The sequence below is a fragment of the Microcoleus sp. B13-B6 genome (assembly GCF_036705405.1).
Classification (GTDB): Bacteria; Cyanobacteriota; Cyanobacteriia; order Cyanobacteriales; family Microcoleaceae; genus Microcoleus.
In genome coordinates, this window is record NZ_JAUBUJ010000053.1 from 1 (window position 1) to 16,554 (window position 16,554).

A 16,554-nucleotide genomic window follows, 5' to 3' on the forward strand; every position below is an offset into this window, starting at 1 on the left:
TCTGGTGGCTGTGGGCTTTTTCATTCCTTTATTTTACCAGATGCCGCCACTTAAGTTTTTTTGACCTGAATCCTTACCATAAAGCTTCAGTAAAAGTAGAACCCCTAGAAGGCGAAACAATACTTTTTTTTAACATAGATGACCAATCAAATCCTGGTTGTAAGCTGCGTCAATTTTTATGGGGCACAGAAAAAGGTCAAAAAATGTGCGACCTGATGGTGTTTTACGCTAAAGACAGCAAGCGTGTTATCTGTTTTGTAGAATTAAAAGATAATATCGGTGATTTAGGTCAGGCCACAAAGCAAGTAATTAATACATACGATACTTTCAAGGTACATCTGCAAAAAAGTTATACGCCGAAAGCATTTATCTATGCGTGGGCCGGTTCTTTACCCTACGAACATGAGGAATATCAGAGAGAGTTATTAAAGGCGTTTGGGAAAAATAATTTTGATTTTAATAACAGAAGTAATGATGCTTTAGGTGATTTGTTGCGGGGAAACCCACCTAAAACAGGTGGAGGGAAGCGGAAAAATAAAAAGTAGAAAAAATCTGTCAATTAAGGCTATTCAATAAGATTTTTTTGAAGCGCCACACCTATGTTCTCTCTTTAGTTGCACCTCTGCGGTGAAAATACGTCAAATCAAAAAACAAGGCGACCCAACCAGGTTGCCTTGTTTTTTATCATAAAAGATGCAATTTGTCAACAGCAAAGAGCTACTTTTTTTTCCGTTTAGCCTTATCTAACCGCCTACGATCGCGCCACTCAACAGAAGTCAAATAAGCGACCCCGCCAGTCACCGTCACCAGCAGTACAAAGGCCACTAAAACGAGAAAATTAGCAATCGAAAATTCCACAACCCCTCTTCCTCTGATTTTACATTTTCTACTTTCGATTTTAGATGAAAAATGTTAACAATTAACAGTTAAATGTTGACGGCTAACTGTTAACTGTTAAGACTCCCTTCAAACTGCTGGCAACTCTTCCAAAATGGTAAACCTCACATGATTAATTGCCAGACTCCCCACGGAAACATCCTCCTTGTTTAAAGGAAGACCGCCGCTGGTGAGACCTTGAAACCGGATTCCTTTGCCAATTTCTACGTGATACCAAGCCAAACCCATAAAAAATCGCAACGGATAAGGGCCTCTGTCTTGAATATCATCAGGATTAGATTCCATCGGCACCCAGCCAAAACCTGGAATGTAAAATTCCAGCCAAACGTGATTGAAATCCGGCTCCAGCGACACACCTTTTCTGTCACCAAAAGCCGGACACTTGTAGCGGCCGATCGTGCGGCAAGCAATCCCGTTTAACCTAGCCAAAGCTAACAAAAGTCCCACGTATTCGCCGCAGGAACCGATACCACGGCGCAGCACAATATCGGGAGTGTCAATGTGAGGTCTAATTCCGTAAGAAAGTTGATCGTAAACAAAATTACGAATGCTCAGCAATTGCCTGAGAATGTTAGTTTCCGAACCAATAGCCGCCGCAGCCGCCGATCGCACAATCTCCGTATCCATCGCCAAATTGTCATTATCCACCAAATACTTAGCTGCAAACTCCGGCGACAGCTTCGGACTCTTTTCGACATCCCGAGGCGATAACTGATACTTAATCGATCGAACTTCTAACAAAGCCTTCCAGCCAAAAATTCGGCGTTCCCCAGGGTGCAGCCGATCGAACTTAAACACCGCCACCCGTTCCCCTTCCTGAATTTCCTCAGTAAAAGGCATTCCAATCGGCGTAATTTTCCTGACCTTTTGTCGGTGAGTTTGCGAAGGCAAAGCAATCCGCCACTCCAAATTTTCGATTTCTACCTCATCGAGAGGAGACAGTTCCTCCACATAAGACATTTCCATCAAAAAACCGTTTGACAAAGCGTAGCGCTCGGCTTCATTGTAGTGAAAAGACAAAGGCTGAATAAAAGTGCGATCGCGCTTCGTCAACTGAAAAGGATCTTCCGAATTCGGGTCATCCCGGATGTAAAGTTCATCCCCGGCATAAGCCACGTACAGAACCTCCTCCCCAGTTTCGGAATCCTTGTGAAAAGCCAAACCCGAAGGCGACTCAAAGGGAGTCAAAACGCTAAATTTAATCTCCCCAGTTCCCCGTTCCAAACAGTAAACAGTTTGCTCAGTCTTGTCACAAACCCAAATTTCCTCATCCCGGACAGTGATATTTTCTACCCCAATACCGGGAGCATAAAACCGAGTAATTTCTCGACCAGTTTTTAGGTCAAAAACCAGAATCGAGGCTAATCTCTGGCAAGTCACATAAAGCGTAGATTTCCAAACAGCAATCCCGTCAGCAGGATAAGAAAGCGAAACAAAATGTTCCGGTTGGAGTTCAGTTATCGCCCCGTCCCGAATTGCGCCCCGACAGCAACAAATATCCTCATCCCGCGCAAACCAGAGAGTATCTTCCGAAATAGCTAGCCCAGTTGCGCCCGCAAACTTAGCCGTTTGATAAGGATTCAAAACAGTAGTGTTGTCAGTTTCTCGATCGATCTCCAATAGCAGCCCTTCGGCGCGATCGACAGCGAACAACCTATTTCCTAAAAAAGCAATGCCGTGCAGTGCCAAGACTCCGATGGGTCTGACCATCCGCAGCCCCGAAGGCTGTTTGTCCGAGAGAACAGGTGAATCGAGATTCATGCTAAATTTCTTGCCGGTATTGTACACAAAAACTGATTTGTAACTTGTAGCCGATCGCTTGAGGTTCACCAGCAAAATTGCCGAGTTTCCTGATATCCATGATTGACGCATCAACCGGGTGTTGTTAGGAAAAGACGCCTTGTAGCCTCTTGTCTGAGTTAAAAAACCCGGAATATTAGTCTTTGTCAAAGTTGGGTTGAACAAGCTCAACCGAACCTGCAGCCGTGAATGGAAGTAAGTATAACTACTAAGCTACCACTGACAAACGCGACAGAGAATTCTATGTTGAGCACAGCGACCAAAATAATCGTATCTGCCTGAAGATATAAATTAAGTACAACAGATTACGATATCCGTCAAAACCTTGGATAGAATAAAACCGTGAGATAAAGTTCCTAGGTTCATCAAAAGGCAGGTTCGTCATGGCTTTGAAGTCTGCTCTAAATATCGGTGCTCTTTCCTTAATTCTGTCTTTAGAGGCAGTTGCCGCCGGTAGTTTTTTAATACCTGCAGAGGCTCTCAACAGCCCCGCAAACATTGTCCAGCGCGCCTCACCACCGCAGCTACCCCTCAACTGGCAAACAGCTCAACCCCCTGAACCAAGCGGAAGCAGACCGAACAGCCAGCAATTGGAACCCGCGTGGAATAGCTTTCAACCGCCGGAGGACGGAGTACCCGGAAGGCGGGAAGGGGGAGGAACCCGCGGGTTAGAATGCCCCACGGCCACAACTGCCTTAACTGCCTTGATTCCCCAATCAACTATGGGGCAAACCATATCAGCAAAGCCAACATTTTTCTACTACCTTCCCGTAGCCCTCGACAAAACAGTTCAGTTTGAGTTAGCAGACGAAAGGGACAAAACACTATACAAAAAAAGTTTTCGCATGGTAACTAGCCGTGCAGGTGTAGTTAGCGTCAGCCTCGGCTCCGATGACAACTCGCCAGCCCTGGAAGTTGGCAAAAACTATCAATGGTACTTTACTATCAAATGCAACCCAAAAAATACAACCGATGATGTTCTCGTTTCCGGGTGGATCAACCGCACCGCACTCGCCCCAACCGTGAAAACAGAGTTGGATCGATCGTCCGATCGCACCAAGCTCAGCATCTTCGCCCAACAAAATCTCTGGTACGAGTACCTGGCAACTCTAGCTCAATTGCGTATCGAGTCTCCCAGCGATGCCAGTTTAGCGATCGAGTGGTCAGCAGTGCTCAACTCAGTCGAACTCGGCAAAATAGCCCAAGAACCCTTAGTCGCAAGTGAGTTAACACCTATCACAAGAAAATAATTCAACACCAGTTTCACGCAAAGAATGCAACGGTAGGCCCGTGCCCCAAACCCTGATAGCCATAAGTCATTGGCAATTCTAAAATCTAAAATCTAAAATCTAAAATCTAAAATGGTATGACTGGTGCAGCAAGTACGAAAAACTCGGTTTCGAGCGCGGTATTTGGCAGCGCCACAGATGATTTTTGCCTGTTGCGGATTGTTTGGTCGATCGTCCTAAATAAATTAAAATTTTTGTACCGATCGGCAGTTCGGACTTCTGACATCTTGAAAGCCGGACTGTGGAAATTTTGATGGTCAAATTTCGCCTAATACTAAATGATAAACTGGCATAGTCAAGCAGGCGACAAACTTATTTTAGAGAAATTATTAATTATGCGCCCGAATGCAAATATTGCACTATTTCGGTTGGGGATTTCACTTCTAACTGCGCTGCCGATGGCTTGCTTTTATGCCAATAAAGCTATATCCCAAACAAAGGATATTTCTCAGTTGCCCGTCGCCGCTGACAACTCAGCAGATACGGGCAATCAAGTATTAGCACTTCAAAAACTGGAAATCAAGCAAAATGAAACAGCAACAAACTTAAATCAGCTTCCCGATTCGATCGAGACCAACCCTGAACGAGAAACACAATCGAACCCCGCCGAGAACAGGCAAGATGCCTGTTCCACAAGCAGTTTGATTGATTGTCGTACGGGCATCTTGCCCGTAGCAAAAAATCTGGTTGACAACGATCGCCAATGTCAGAACCCGCTAGATTGCAATCATGTTTTAGCCCAGAACCAACCCTCGCTGCCTCCAAACCTGCCATCGCCGCCGACGGAGCCCGATCCAAATCGCGATCGATTTCTGCAACCGGCCCCGCAGCCTTCCCCAGAACCTCCCCAAGCACCGCCCACAGTAGCGCCGCCGTCCCGGTCGCCAGTTCCCCCAACCCTGCCGAATACACCAATTGAGGTGCAGAAAATTCAAGTAGTTGGCAGCACAATTTTAAGCCAAGACGAAATTAATGCCTTAGTCAACCCGTTAGAAGGCCGTTCTACCACCCTAGAACAGCTCAAACAAATCGCCGACAAAATTACCGAAATTTACCTCAATCGTGGCTACATCACTTCGAGAGCAGTCTTGCCGCCCCAAACTATCACCGCAGGGGTAGTCCAAATTCAAGTGATTGAAGGCAAGCTAGCCCGAATTGAGGTAGAAGGAACTAAAAGATTGCATCCGAGTTACATCCGCAGCCGGATTCGACTCGGTGCCGGAATGCCTTTAAGCACAGCTTCATTAGAAGACCAACTCCGGCTGTTACGAGTCGATCCTTTATTTGACAATGTAGAAGCCAGTCTGCGGGCTGGGGATAATGAAGGAGAGAGCATTCTGATCGTCCGAGTCTCGGAAGCTAATCCGTTTCAACCTACTTTCAGCATTGACAATTACTCGCCTCCCAGTGTCGGTTCCGAAAGATTGGGAGTTAGTTTGCGGCACCGCAATATAACAGGAAATGGCGACGAACTGGCAGCGGCTTATTACAGATCGCTCGGCGATTCAGACGTGTTTGATTTTAGCTATCGCGTGCCGCTAAATGCAATGAACGGCACTTTGCAATTGAGGGCGGCACCGAATCGCAACAGTATCGTACAACCACCTTTTAACCGTGCTGACATTTCGGGAAAATCGCATTTATTTGAAGTTAGTTACCGCCAGCCGCTGCGGAGAACGCCGATCGAAGAATTTGCCTTGTCTGCCGGTTTTACTTATCAAACAGGTAGAACTTTTGTCGCCGGCGAACCGGTTCCTTTTGGCATCGGCCCGGACTCCAATGGTGTCACCACTACGAGCGCAATTAAGCTGGGACAGGACTACATTCGGCGCGACCCGCAGGGTGCTTGGGCCGTGCGATCGCAATTTACGATCGGCACTAGCTTGTTTGATGCTACTCAAAACGAAGGTTCTGATCCCGACGGACAATTTTTGAGTTGGCTGGGTCAATTGCAGCGAGTACAGCGATTGAATGACAAACATTTATTAATTTTGCAGGCAGACTTGCAGTTGTCAGCTAATAGTTTGTTACCTTCCCAGCAATTTGTAATTGGCGGCGGGCAATCTTTGCGCGGCTACCGCCAAAATGTCCGTTCTGGGGATAACGGCTTCAGAGTTTCCATCGAGGATCGGATTACTTTGCAGCGCGATGCTTCGGGAAATCCCAAACTTCAATTAGCTCCCTTTTTGGATGCGGGTACGGTATGGAACGTTGCGAACAATCCTAATACATTAACCAATCAGACATTTTTAGCAGGTTTAGGTTTAGGGGTAATCTGGGAACCGATACAGCGGGTGAACCTGCGCGTTGATTACGCTTTTCCTTTGGTGAGAATTAGCGATAAAGGCGACAATCTGCAAGATAACGGCATTTACTTCAATATAATTTATACACCCTAAAGGGACTTGCTGATATCTGGCACTATTGTCAGCAACAGGCAAGATGCCTGTTCCACAAAATATAAATTTTCTTGTGGAACAGGCATCTTGCCTGTTCATAAAAGGCTAGTTGAGAATGGTGCAACCTATGAGGACTTAGGCACTCCCGGTGTCCTGACTGGGGGTAATATTAATTCCCACGCTACCGGAGTTGGTATTAGACGCAGGTAGCTGTCCCTTGAGAAAAATCAGCTCGCTTTACAAACCACAGTCAGCTAGTCAAAAGATAATAACATCGACGAGCCAACGCCCCGCAGCCGATTCAAGTTACATCCCTTAACGTCCTTGCCTCACCCTTGACGCACCCAATGACAGACAAAGATTATGAAAAATGATAGAGTTTGTCCTTAACATAAATAATTTTTTCTGACAACTAACCCCCAGCCCATCTTAATTTTGATGACCTCGGTAAAAAAAAGAGCCAACGCTAAGCAGATTTGCCTATCCAAAAAGAAACTATAGCTTTTGGCTTTTACGGAGTCGATAGAGAAAGGTTCAGTTGACCCCCCTCTCCCAATTCTTAACTCTCCCAAAAAACAATTATGCTGCCAGATAAATACCGAAAAGTGCATCGCTGTCTCCCTCTGGTGATGGGAGTGGTATTCGCTACTACCTACAGCATCCCCATCAGCGGCCAACCCAGGATTCCCACACCATCCCAGTCACCGACAACAGAAAAACCCAACCCATCGGGAACGCAGCAACCCGTGCAAGCATTTGGCGGGCAACTCGCCATGTTTGTGGGGCATGAGGAGATGGTCATAAGTGCAGTATTTAGCCCCGATGGTCGCCAAATCCTCACTGCTAGTGCAGATAAAACCGCCCGCTTGTGGGATACCAAAGGCAATCTCCTAGTTATGTTCCAGGGAGATAAAGCGGCAAGTAGATCGGGAGGCTTCCCAGGAACCAGATTCAGTACAGCCATATTTAGTCCTGATGGCAGCCAAATTCTCACTACTACTGAGTATGGAGTCCGCTTATGGGATATCAAAGGCAATCTCCTCAAAGAGTTCCGGGGGGATCAGGAGCGGGGTGAAGTTATAAGTGCCGTGTTTAGTCCCGATGGTTCTAAAATCCTAACCAGTAGTAACTTTGGGAATGAAACCGTCAGGTTGTGGGATATCAAAGGCAATCTTCTCAAAGAATTCCAGGGGCATAAAGCAAGAATTAGCGCACCAGTCCGCCCAAAAGCTGTATTTAGCCCTAATGGTCGCCAAATCTTTACTGTCGGTTCGGATGGAACTGCCCGCTTATGGGATATCAAAGGCAATCTTCTCAAAGAATTCCAGGGGCATAAGGATCGTGTCGCCAATGCAGTCTTTAGTCCCGATGGACGGCAAATCCTCACCGCTAGTCTAGATAAAACTGCCCGCCTGTGGGATACCAACGGTAATCTCCTAACCGAGTTCCAGGGGCATGAAAATCATGTCCAAAATGCAATATTTAGCCCCGATGGTCGGCAAATCCTAACCTATAGTAGGCAAGTCCGAGTTTGGGATACCAAAGGCAATCTCCTCGCTGTGTTCGGGCAGCATGGAGATTCCCACTGGAGTTCTGTCTCGATTGCAACAGGATTTAGCCCGGATGGTCGCCAAATCCTTACCAGTAGTATGGATGGAACTGCTCAAATTTGGGATACCAAAGGCAATCTGTTGGCAAAATTGCGGGGGCATAAGGATCTCGTCTGGGGAGTATTTAGTCCCGATGGCCGGCAAATCATCACATTAGGTTGGGATAAAATCGCCCGCCTGTGGGATGTGTCAGCCGCAATTGCTGCCGAATCCGAGCAAATAGCTGTCAAGGAAAGCCTTCAGGAAGGCGTGTCCAAAAATAACGCTCAACTGGCAATATTCCGAGGGCACAATAGTGATGTCCTCAGTGCCGTATTTAGTCCCGATACCAGGCACATCCTCACCGCTAGTCAGGATAAAAAAGCCCGTCTGTGGGATCTCAAAGGCAATCTCCTAACCGAGTTCCAGGGGCAGGAGGGGCTCAGCCGCGCAATATTTAGCCCCGATGGTCGTCAAATCCTCACCATTAGTTTTGGTAGTGTTGATGCGAATGATAGCACTACCCGTTTGTGGGATACCCAAGGCAATCTCCTGGCTCAGTTGCGGGGGAGTGGCTCTTTAGGAATCTACAGTGCAAAATTTAGCCCCGATGGTCGCCAAATTCTCACCGCTGGTGGTAATGGTGGTGGTGATGATACCGCCCGCCTGTGGGATCTTAAAGGTAATCTCCTAGCTGAGTTGCAACCACCTGAGAAAGTATGGGGGGGAATAGCCACAAGTGCGGTATTTAGTCCAGATGGCCGGCAAATCCTTACTGCTAGTAACGATAAAAAAGCCCGCCTGTGGGATCTCAAAGGTAATCTCCTGGTAGAGTTTCGGGGGCATGAGAAGGGGGTCAGAAGTGCACTATTTAGCCCCGATGGTAGTCAAATCCTCACTGCCAGCGATGATGAAACCGCCCGCCTGTGGGATCTCAAAGGCAATCTTCTAGCTGAGTTCCGGGGGCATAGAGAGAGACTCACAACAGCCGTATTTAGCCCCGACGGGAAGCAAATCCTCACCTATGCTTGGGCTGAAACTGCTCGCTTGTGGGATACCAAAGGCAATCTCTTGACAGAGTTTCGGGGAGATGAAAAATATTTCTACAGTGCAGTTTTTAGTCCCGACGGCAGCCAAGTTCTCATTATCAGTAATGATGCTGCAAATGGAATCGACCCTGGTATCGCCCGCTTATGGGATACCAAAGGTAATCTCCTGGCTGTGTTCCGAGGGCATGAAAGAGGTTTCGGTGCAGTATTTAGCCCCGATGGTAGTCAAATCCTCACTGCCAGTGATGATGGCACCGCCCGTCTGTGGGATGTATCAGTAGCAATTGCTGCCCAAGCCGAGCAAATGGCAGCGCTGCAAACTTTTCGGGAAAGCGTATCTAAAAATAGCGCTCAACTAGCAGAGTTACGGCACGATAAGTATGGAGTCAAGCGTGCCGTATTTAGCCCAGATGGCCGCCAAATTCTCACCGCCACCGATAAAACCGTTCGCCTGTGGGATATCAAAGGCAATATCCTCACCGAGTTCCAGGGACACAAGTATTCTGTTGAAAGCGCCGTATTTAGCCCTGATGGTCGGCAAATCATCACCGCCAGCGATAAAACCGTTCGCCTGTGGGATAACAAAGGCAATCTCCTAAGTGAGTTTCAGGGCCGTGATCATAGAATCGAAAGTGCAGTATTTAGCCCGGACGGTCGTCAAATTCTCACTGCTAGTAGTGATAACACCGCCCGCCTGTGGGATACCAAAGGCAATCTCCTGGCTATATTCCAAGGACATGAGATTCATGTCAACAGTGCAGTCTTTAGTCCCGATGGCCGGCAAATCCTCACTGCCAGTTTAGATAAAACCGCCCGTCTGTGGGATACCAAAGGCAATCTCCTGGCTGTGTTCCGAGGGCATGAGACGAGTGTCGAAAGTGCAATATTTACCCCAGATGGTCGCCAAATTCTCACTCTAGGCAGTGATTTCCACGGAAATGCCCGCCTGTGGGATATAAAAGGTAATCTCAAAGCAGAGTTTCGAGGGCAGAAGGATGTAGATAAAGGTTCCAGTCACGATGAGAGTGCAGTATTTAGCCCCGATGGTAGTCAAATCCTGATCACCAGTAACGATAGACTTTCCCGCCTGTGGGATATTTCTGGCAATCTCCTAGCAGTATTGCGAGATCATGACAGTTCTGTCAACAGCGCCGTATTTAGTCCCGATGGCAGGCAAATCCTCACCGCTAGTGAGGATCAAACCGCCCGTTTGTGGGATGCAAAAGGAAATCTTCTAGCGATATTTCGAGGACATGAGGATGGGCTCAACCATGCAAAATTTAGCCCTGATGGTCGCCAAATCCTCACTGTTAGTAGTGATAGAACTGCTCGCCTGTGGGATTTATCAGTTGGGATAAAAGTTTCTGCTGCTGAAGTAGCATTTATCAAAGGAACTCAACTTTCTAGCCAAAGCACAGTCGAATCTAAACAACTTGCACTGGGAAAGTTAGAAGAAGCCCTCGCACTTTATCGTGCAGATAGAAACTACGCCCAAGCCACACGCACTCTCCTTTCAATGGGTAAAATTTACGCCCATTTCGGACAATTTCAATCTGCCCTAGACTCCTACAATCAAGCATTACCCTTATCAAAACAAGCCGGTGCCAAAGCCGAAGAAGCCGCTATTATCAACAGTTTTGGTCAACTTTACATCGATTTAGCTGATCCTCCAAGCGCCCTGGATTACTATAACCAAGCTTTGCCCTTATTCTATCAATTAAATGACCAAGCGACAGTCGCCAACACCCTCAACAACATTGGTAATATTCACGCTGCTACAGGAAACTGGAAAAATGCCCTAGACTCCTACAACAAAGCTCTAGTCATCTCCAGACCCGCAGGTAATTTAGCAGCAGAAGCGACTGCCTTAACTGGCATTGGTAGCACCTACATCGCTTCAAAAGAATGGTCAACGGCCTTGAATGCCTACAACCAAGCCCTAAAAATCTCCCGACACTTAAACGACAAAGTAAAAGAAACCACAGTCCTCAATCAAATGGGGAAAATACAAGCTGCTTTAGGTCAGAATTCTACCGCCATTGAAAACTATAACCAAGCCTTATCTCTATCCCAACAACTCGGTTACAAAACAGAAGAAGCGCACATCATCTACAATCAAGCCATCTTAAACCGCCAACAAAATAACCTCACCGTTGCCCAAACCGAAATTGAAACCGCAATTAATATTATTGAAAACCTCCGCACTCAAATCGGTAGCCAAGAACTGCGCCAGTCTTACTTTGCCCGCAACCAAGATTATTATCAGTTTTACATCGATTTGTTGATGCAACTGCACCAGAAAAATCCCGATAAAGGTTACGACGCACAAGCCTTTCATGCTAGCGAACGTGCCCGTGCCCGCAGTCTGCTTGAACTCCTCAGCGAAGCCAGCGCAAATATTCGTCAAGGTGTTGACCAGCAACTGCTAGCACAAGAACAAAATTTGCAACAACAACTCAGTGATTTTCAGAGTCGCAAATACCAAATTATCAGCGCTAGATCTACCCAAGAATCTCTGGATGAAATTCAAGAAAAAATCGATACAGTTCTCAAGCAACTCGCTCAAATAGAAGCTAAAATTCGCGCCAGTAGTCCTCGTTACGCTGCTCTCCAATATCCCGAACCTCTCAATTTGCAACAAATTCAACAACAGGTAATCGATGACAATACGCTACTTTTAGAATATTCTTTGGGTGAGGAGCGCAGTTATTTGTGGGCGGTGACGAAAACTTCTTTCACCAGTTACGAACTCCCTTCTCGCACCGAGATTGAAGCCACGGCTAAGAATTTCCGCGATACTTTAACCAAAGAGACCACGAGAACCTCTCCTCAAATGGTTGCTGAATCTGCTGGACTTCTGAGCCAAATGATCCTCGCTCCGGTTGCTTCTGAGTTGGGCAACAAGCGCTTGCTAATTGTTGCGGATGGCGCCTTGCAATACATTCCTTTCAGTGCCCTTACTCTGGAAAAATCTGAAGCGCCACTAATAGTTAAGCATGAAATTGTTAACCTGCCTTCTGCTTCAACTCTGGCTATTCTGCGGCGGGATATGGCGACTCGTCAACCGGCTCCAAAGGCGATCGCCTTGTTTGCAGATCCAGTTTTTAGCACGGACGACGAACGGCTCAAAGGCACAAGTACATCGCCTGTAACCAAGAATCAAACTGTTGAAAATCTGCCAGTGGAAGCGCAACAATTACAGAGATCCGCCTCAGAGGCTAACATTTATTGGACTCGCTTACCTTTCTCGCGAACTGAAGCTGAGCAAATCCTGGCTTTGGTTCCCGATGATTTGGAAAAACAAGCGTTTGACTTTACTGCTAATCGTACCACGGCAACCGCTCCCGATTTATCTCAATATCGCATTGTTCATTTCGCTACCCACGGATTTGCTAATAGCAAACATCCAGAATTATCGGGATTGGTGCTTTCTTTAGTTGATGAGAAAGGCTCGTTACAAAATGGCTACTTGCGACTGAATGATATTTTCAATCTCAATTTACCGGCCGAATTGGTGGTGCTGAGCGCGTGTCAGACGGGTTTGGGAAAAGACATTAAGGGAGAAGGGTTGGTGGGTTTGACGAGAGGGTTTATGTATGCGGGGGCGCCGCGTGTGGTGGTTTCTCTGTGGAGTGTTGACGACCAAGTAACTTCTGAGTTGATGACACGATTTTACAAAAAAATGCTCCAAGATAAATTGGCGCCTGCTGCGGCACTGCGATCGGCGCAAATCGAAGTGCTACAGGTTTCAGAATGGCAATCTCCTTATTATTGGGCTGCTTTTGGGCTGCAAGGAGAATGGAATTGAGTGCGCTTCTGGCGGGAGAGGGGGAGAAAGTGGGGGAGTGCGACATGAAGAAAATATTTCCTTCTTGCTTCTTCCCTCTTCCTTGTTCCCTCTTCCTTCCAGATCCGATATTAATCGCCGACTTCCCCGACAACCTCCGCAGCAGCCTGAGTTTCGAGCCAGAGTTTGAGCAGCAAGAGCTCTGCCCGATCGCCCAACACAGTCGCAAACACGCCGTCAGCCCCCTCAGACGCATCAGAAATCCACGTACCGCGCAGAGTCACTTCTACAAAGTCAGCATCAGCAACACAAAGGGCGATCGCATCATTGTCGTTTCGGCGCGCCTCAGATTCCAATAGAGGCAGCGCCGGCAAATTCGCGGGCAGCAAAAATGCCGCAGTGCTCGGTTCGACGCTGATGCTTTGACCAACTCGCATAGCCAGCACCACTCGCAGCGCCACTAACTGTTCGGGAGATTGAGCCAAACGCTCTAGGTTAAAGCCCGTTTCAGTATAAGTCAACTTCAGCATATTGACAGCCCTAAATTTGGAATTGAAAGTTAAAAATTGGTAATTGAAAATTGGCGATCGGGAATTGGGAATTGGGCATTGGGCATTGGATAGGAAGGAATGAAAAGTTTGCTATTCCGACCTAAAATCCTTTTTAATTACAGGACTGAATTAGCTATTAACTATTAGCTATTACCAATTACCAAGAGACTGTTTGGCCCATGCCCCATGCCCTATTCCCCATGCCCCATGCCCTATTCCCCAATTTGGTATTCGTGCCAAAACAGTTCGGCAAAAGCAACAGTGGGGTGTATGGGGGCTTTCGGCTTAGTTCGCAGAGACATTCCAGCTTCTACGGGAGTTCGATCGCCCTTACGAGAGTTGCATCGTTCGCAAGCAGTCACCACGTTGTCCCAAGTATGCGGGCCGCCCTTCGATCGAGGCATGACGTGATCCAACGTCAAATGCCGATTGCTACCGCAGTATTGGCAAGAATGAGCGTCGCGGCGCAGAACTTCCCGGCGATTAACCGGGGGCACTTTCCACAGGCGTTCCCTGTTACCAAAAGTCAAGCGGATTTGTTCGGGTACGTGGATGCTGGTGCTGGGCGATCGCACCAGCCAGCCGTTGCCGATGCTAAAATCTAGAGGTTCAGCCTTGCCTGTTACCAACAGTACGATCGCCCGTTTGATGTTGACACGGCTCATTGGTAGGTAATTCTGAGAAAACACCACCACAGATTGCCTCAATACATCAGTTACTACGGTCACGGCTTGCTCCTCCTCATTTGGATTTTAGATTTTAGATTTTAGATTTTAGATTTGGGATTTGGGATTTGGAATTTTCGGTGCAACGCCTGCATTGGCTACATCTGGTTTTTTCCCAGTTCCCCAAGCGGATCGAATTTCTCAAATATCCAATCAAATGCCCCCGCTTCTCTTACTTAGAAGCGGGGGCTAGAAAAACTGCTTTCATGCAAATTTTCATCCTGTCTTGGTACAGTAGTTTAGCTGTACCTCCCGCTTCGCGTCTCTCGATATGGCTGTGCCACTTGCCGACCGTGCTGGTCTACCTCGTTGTAATTAATTTCTGCAATTTCTCCTAATCCACTATAACCGGGTTTAATTAGGCCCAAGCCCGCCCACGAGGTCGCTGCGACAGTCGCAAAACCCGTGCTAAAGACGTGCCGTGACGACTCGGAGCGACCCGTGGGGCGATCGCACTTCAGTTGATAGGTGGAGTAGGTGGGGAGAAATTTCACAGCAGGCAGAAGGTGGTTAAGAGGCTTTCAATCTAGCTGTAAACATACTACACTGATATTACACATATGTCCACCCGTCACGGAGAAAAATTATGCATACCCTACCTAGAACCTCAACCACCGAAATGGAAGTGACCAGCATTCGACTCGAAAGAGAGCTCAAGGAGAGACTCAAAGAACTCGCGGGCAATCAAGGCTATCAAGCTTTGATTCGAGATTTGCTCTGGAATTACGTGCAGCAGAAGTCTGGAGAGTATCGGCAGATGTTTTCTCGATCGGATATTCGAGCTAGCATTAATGCCACAGCACAGCAGGAGGAACGCTGCGCGCTTACAGGAGAGTTGATCCGACCGGGCGGCCCGATGTTATTAGGCCTGACGATGCACGGCGAAATGGTGCCGCTGAGTATAGGGAGTATGGCTGGTTGACACTCCTGGGCCTGAAGGCATGAGGATTCTTCTATCTACGAGCTGACTTGCTCTAATTGGATTTCTCCAACGAAAGTAGAGGACAATTCTCCCGAAGCGTTATTTGCATCTAGTGCAAGAGTTCCGGTATGCCCTACCGTACTCAATCCCCGACTTAGGATTATTCTAGCTGCGTTCTCGTCTCTATCTAACAAGCACCCACATTTACAAGCGTGGGTTCTAGTAGATAGAGTTTTTTTGACAATTTCACCACAACTAGAGCATTCTTGACTGGTATATTGCGGATTTACCGCAACCGTTACCCGCTCGAATACTTTTCCAAAATATTCAAGCCAGACACGGAATTGATACCAAGATGCGTCGTTAATAGACTTGGCGAGACAGTGATTCTGCACCATATTTTTGATTCTCAAATCTTCGTAGGCTATCAAGTCGTTGGACTGAGTGACGCACCTTGCCAACTTTAGGGCATGGTCTTTACGTTGCCTGCTTATTTTGAGATGGCGCTTACCAAGAATCTGTCGAGCTTTGCCTCTATTCTTTGAACCTTTGACTTTTCTAGATACCCGACGTTGACTGCGTTTGAGAACACGTTCACCTTTCCTCAGAAACCTAGGATTTTCAACCTTGATTCCGTTTGAATCGGTGTAATATTCTTTTAGCCCGACATCCAATCCAATAGTATTACCTGTCGGCGCTGTATTTTCCTTTCGGTCAACATCAATACAGAACTGGACGTACACACCATCCGCACGTTTTACCAATCGAACCCGTTTTATTTGGTTGATTTGGTAAAAATGCAGGTCGCGTGTGCCTTTGAGTTTGAGTTTGCCAATTCCTTTTTTATCCGTGAAAGTTATCGACTTTCTGTCATCTGCAACCTTCCATCCGGTTGACTTGTACTCTACCGAGCGACAGTCTCGCTGGAACTTTGGATACCCTTTTTTACCAGGAATCTTCTTCTTGCAGTTTTCGTAAAATCGGGAGATAGCTGCCCAAGCACGTTCAGCACTTGATTGTCTTGCCATTGAGTTGAGTTCGTCAGCAAACGGAAACGTAGCTGCCAGTACAGCACAATATTTATTCAAGTCGTATTTGTTCTTTTTGGGATTGTCCATCCAATAGCGCAAACAGCTATTGCGGACAAATTGAGCGGTACGAATTGCTTCGTCTACTGCTTTGAACTGACTTGATTTTCCGTAAGATTTAAACTCAAAAACGAGCATGGCTCTACCTCCACTCTTATGCTACCGCAATCAGCACAAAACGGAGTATGGCGTAATGAAAAGTTACAATTAAAGCCGTCCTAGAAGGACGGGGTTTTCAACCCAGTTTTTTGATAAACCAGTTTATCGAAAATTTGTGAGAGCGATCGGCCTGGGGTGAAGGCCCCAGGCGCTGAAGATGGGTTTCCGAAGCATTTCAAGGAGATATATTTAACGAACCGCGAAGACGCGAAGTGCGCGAAGAAAGATGGAGAAGGAAGAAGATAGGCAATTTTAGCGGTTCGGGAGTTTGGTAATGCAGATCCGGAGGCTCGCCCCAC

13 protein-coding genes are annotated in these 16,554 nt (G+C 47.1%); 7 read left to right on the forward strand and 6 right to left on the reverse strand.

Features of this window, described 5'->3' with window-relative positions; all coding sequences use genetic code 11:
* The coding region (locus tag QUB35_RS22070; RefSeq protein WP_333143874.1) for a hypothetical protein at positions 1 to 545 on the forward strand (545 nt) is incomplete at its 5' end.
* A gap of 172 nt (positions 546 to 717) precedes the next feature.
* On the opposite strand, the gene QUB35_RS22075 is transcribed toward QUB35_RS22070, so the two are convergent.
* Together QUB35_RS22075 and QUB35_RS22080 are read right to left on the reverse strand one after the other, a co-directional pair.
* Positions 718 to 858, reverse strand: a complete 141-nt coding sequence (locus tag QUB35_RS22075; protein ID WP_190736053.1) for a hypothetical protein — start codon at positions 856 to 858, stop codon at positions 718 to 720.
* Between the two features lie 108 nt (positions 859 to 966).
* A complete protein-coding gene (locus tag QUB35_RS22080) occupies positions 967 to 2,658 on the reverse strand; it encodes a transglutaminase domain-containing protein (RefSeq protein ID WP_333143914.1) in 1,692 nt (563 codons plus the stop codon).
* 422 nt (positions 2,659 to 3,080) lie between these two features.
* Between QUB35_RS22080 and QUB35_RS22085 the strand changes: the two genes are divergently transcribed.
* The 5 genes from QUB35_RS22085 to QUB35_RS22105 all read left to right on the forward strand — a co-directional run bounded on the left by QUB35_RS22085 (position 3,081) and on the right by QUB35_RS22105 (position 12,831).
* On the forward strand, positions 3,081 to 3,947 hold the full coding sequence (locus QUB35_RS22085) for a DUF928 domain-containing protein (RefSeq protein ID WP_333143875.1): 867 nt from the start codon (positions 3,081 to 3,083) through the stop codon (positions 3,945 to 3,947).
* A 116-nt stretch (positions 3,948 to 4,063) separates the two neighbouring features.
* Entirely contained in the window at positions 4,064 to 4,240 is a 177-nt protein-coding gene (locus QUB35_RS22090) for a hypothetical protein (protein WP_333143876.1), read from the forward strand.
* Positions 4,241 to 4,264: 24 nt separating this feature from the next.
* Entirely contained in the window at positions 4,265 to 6,385 is a 2,121-nt protein-coding gene (locus QUB35_RS22095; RefSeq protein ID WP_333143877.1) for a ShlB/FhaC/HecB family hemolysin secretion/activation protein, read from the forward strand.
* A gap of 87 nt (positions 6,386 to 6,472) precedes the next feature.
* The gene (locus QUB35_RS22100) at positions 6,473 to 6,595 is read left to right on the forward strand and encodes a hypothetical protein (protein WP_333143878.1); all 123 of its coding nucleotides are present in this window, start codon (positions 6,473 to 6,475) and stop codon (positions 6,593 to 6,595) included.
* 371 nt (positions 6,596 to 6,966) lie between these two features.
* Entirely contained in the window at positions 6,967 to 12,831 is a 5,865-nt protein-coding gene (locus tag QUB35_RS22105) for a CHAT domain-containing protein (protein ID WP_333143880.1), read from the forward strand.
* 110 nt (positions 12,832 to 12,941) lie between these two features.
* Here the strand turns inward: QUB35_RS22105 and QUB35_RS22110 are convergent, their stop codons facing one another.
* From QUB35_RS22110 to QUB35_RS22120, 3 genes are all read right to left on the reverse strand, one after another.
* Positions 12,942 to 13,340 carry an alr0857 family protein gene (locus QUB35_RS22110; RefSeq protein WP_333143881.1) on the reverse strand — a complete coding sequence of 133 codons (399 nt, stop codon included), beginning with the start codon at positions 13,338 to 13,340 and terminating at the stop codon, positions 12,942 to 12,944.
* A gap of 233 nt (positions 13,341 to 13,573) precedes the next feature.
* Positions 13,574 to 14,089 (reverse strand): HNH endonuclease, encoded by a 516-nt coding sequence (locus QUB35_RS22115; protein ID WP_333056402.1) that lies wholly within the window; start codon positions 14,087 to 14,089, stop codon positions 13,574 to 13,576.
* Positions 14,090 to 14,325: 236 nt separating this feature from the next.
* A complete protein-coding gene (locus tag QUB35_RS22120) occupies positions 14,326 to 14,580 on the reverse strand; it encodes a hypothetical protein (RefSeq protein WP_333143882.1) in 255 nt (84 codons plus the stop codon).
* Positions 14,581 to 14,672: 92 nt separating this feature from the next.
* Here QUB35_RS22120 and QUB35_RS22125 point away from each other — a divergent pair, with 92 nt between their 5' ends.
* Positions 14,673 to 15,008 (forward strand): ribbon-helix-helix domain-containing protein, encoded by a 336-nt coding sequence (locus tag QUB35_RS22125; protein WP_039886507.1) that lies wholly within the window; start codon positions 14,673 to 14,675, stop codon positions 15,006 to 15,008.
* A gap of 35 nt (positions 15,009 to 15,043) precedes the next feature.
* Here the strand turns inward: QUB35_RS22125 and QUB35_RS22130 are convergent, their stop codons facing one another.
* Positions 15,044 to 16,234, reverse strand: coding sequence for a transposase (locus QUB35_RS22130; RefSeq protein WP_333143883.1), 1,191 nt, complete (start codon positions 16,232 to 16,234; stop codon positions 15,044 to 15,046).
* Positions 16,235 to 16,554 lie beyond the last annotated feature (320 nt).

Coding starts and splice junctions, on each gene's coding strand:
- QUB35_RS22090 (WP_333143876.1), top strand. CDS start 4,064: ATGACTGGTGCAGCAAGTACGAAAAACTCGGTTTCGAGCGCGGTATTT.
- QUB35_RS22125 (WP_039886507.1), top strand. CDS start 14,673: ATGCATACCCTACCTAGAACCTCAACCACCGAAATGGAAGTGACCAGC.
- QUB35_RS22095 (WP_333143877.1), top strand. CDS start 4,265: ATGATAAACTGGCATAGTCAAGCAGGCGACAAACTTATTTTAGAGAAA.
- QUB35_RS22105 (WP_333143880.1), top strand. CDS start 6,967: ATGCTGCCAGATAAATACCGAAAAGTGCATCGCTGTCTCCCTCTGGTG.
- QUB35_RS22080 (WP_333143914.1), bottom strand. CDS start 2,658: ATGAATCTCGATTCACCTGTTCTCTCGGACAAACAGCCTTCGGGGCTG.
- QUB35_RS22130 (WP_333143883.1), bottom strand. CDS start 16,234: ATGCTCGTTTTTGAGTTTAAATCTTACGGAAAATCAAGTCAGTTCAAA.
- QUB35_RS22110 (WP_333143881.1), bottom strand. CDS start 13,340: ATGCTGAAGTTGACTTATACTGAAACGGGCTTTAACCTAGAGCGTTTG.
- QUB35_RS22085 (WP_333143875.1), top strand. CDS start 3,081: ATGGCTTTGAAGTCTGCTCTAAATATCGGTGCTCTTTCCTTAATTCTG.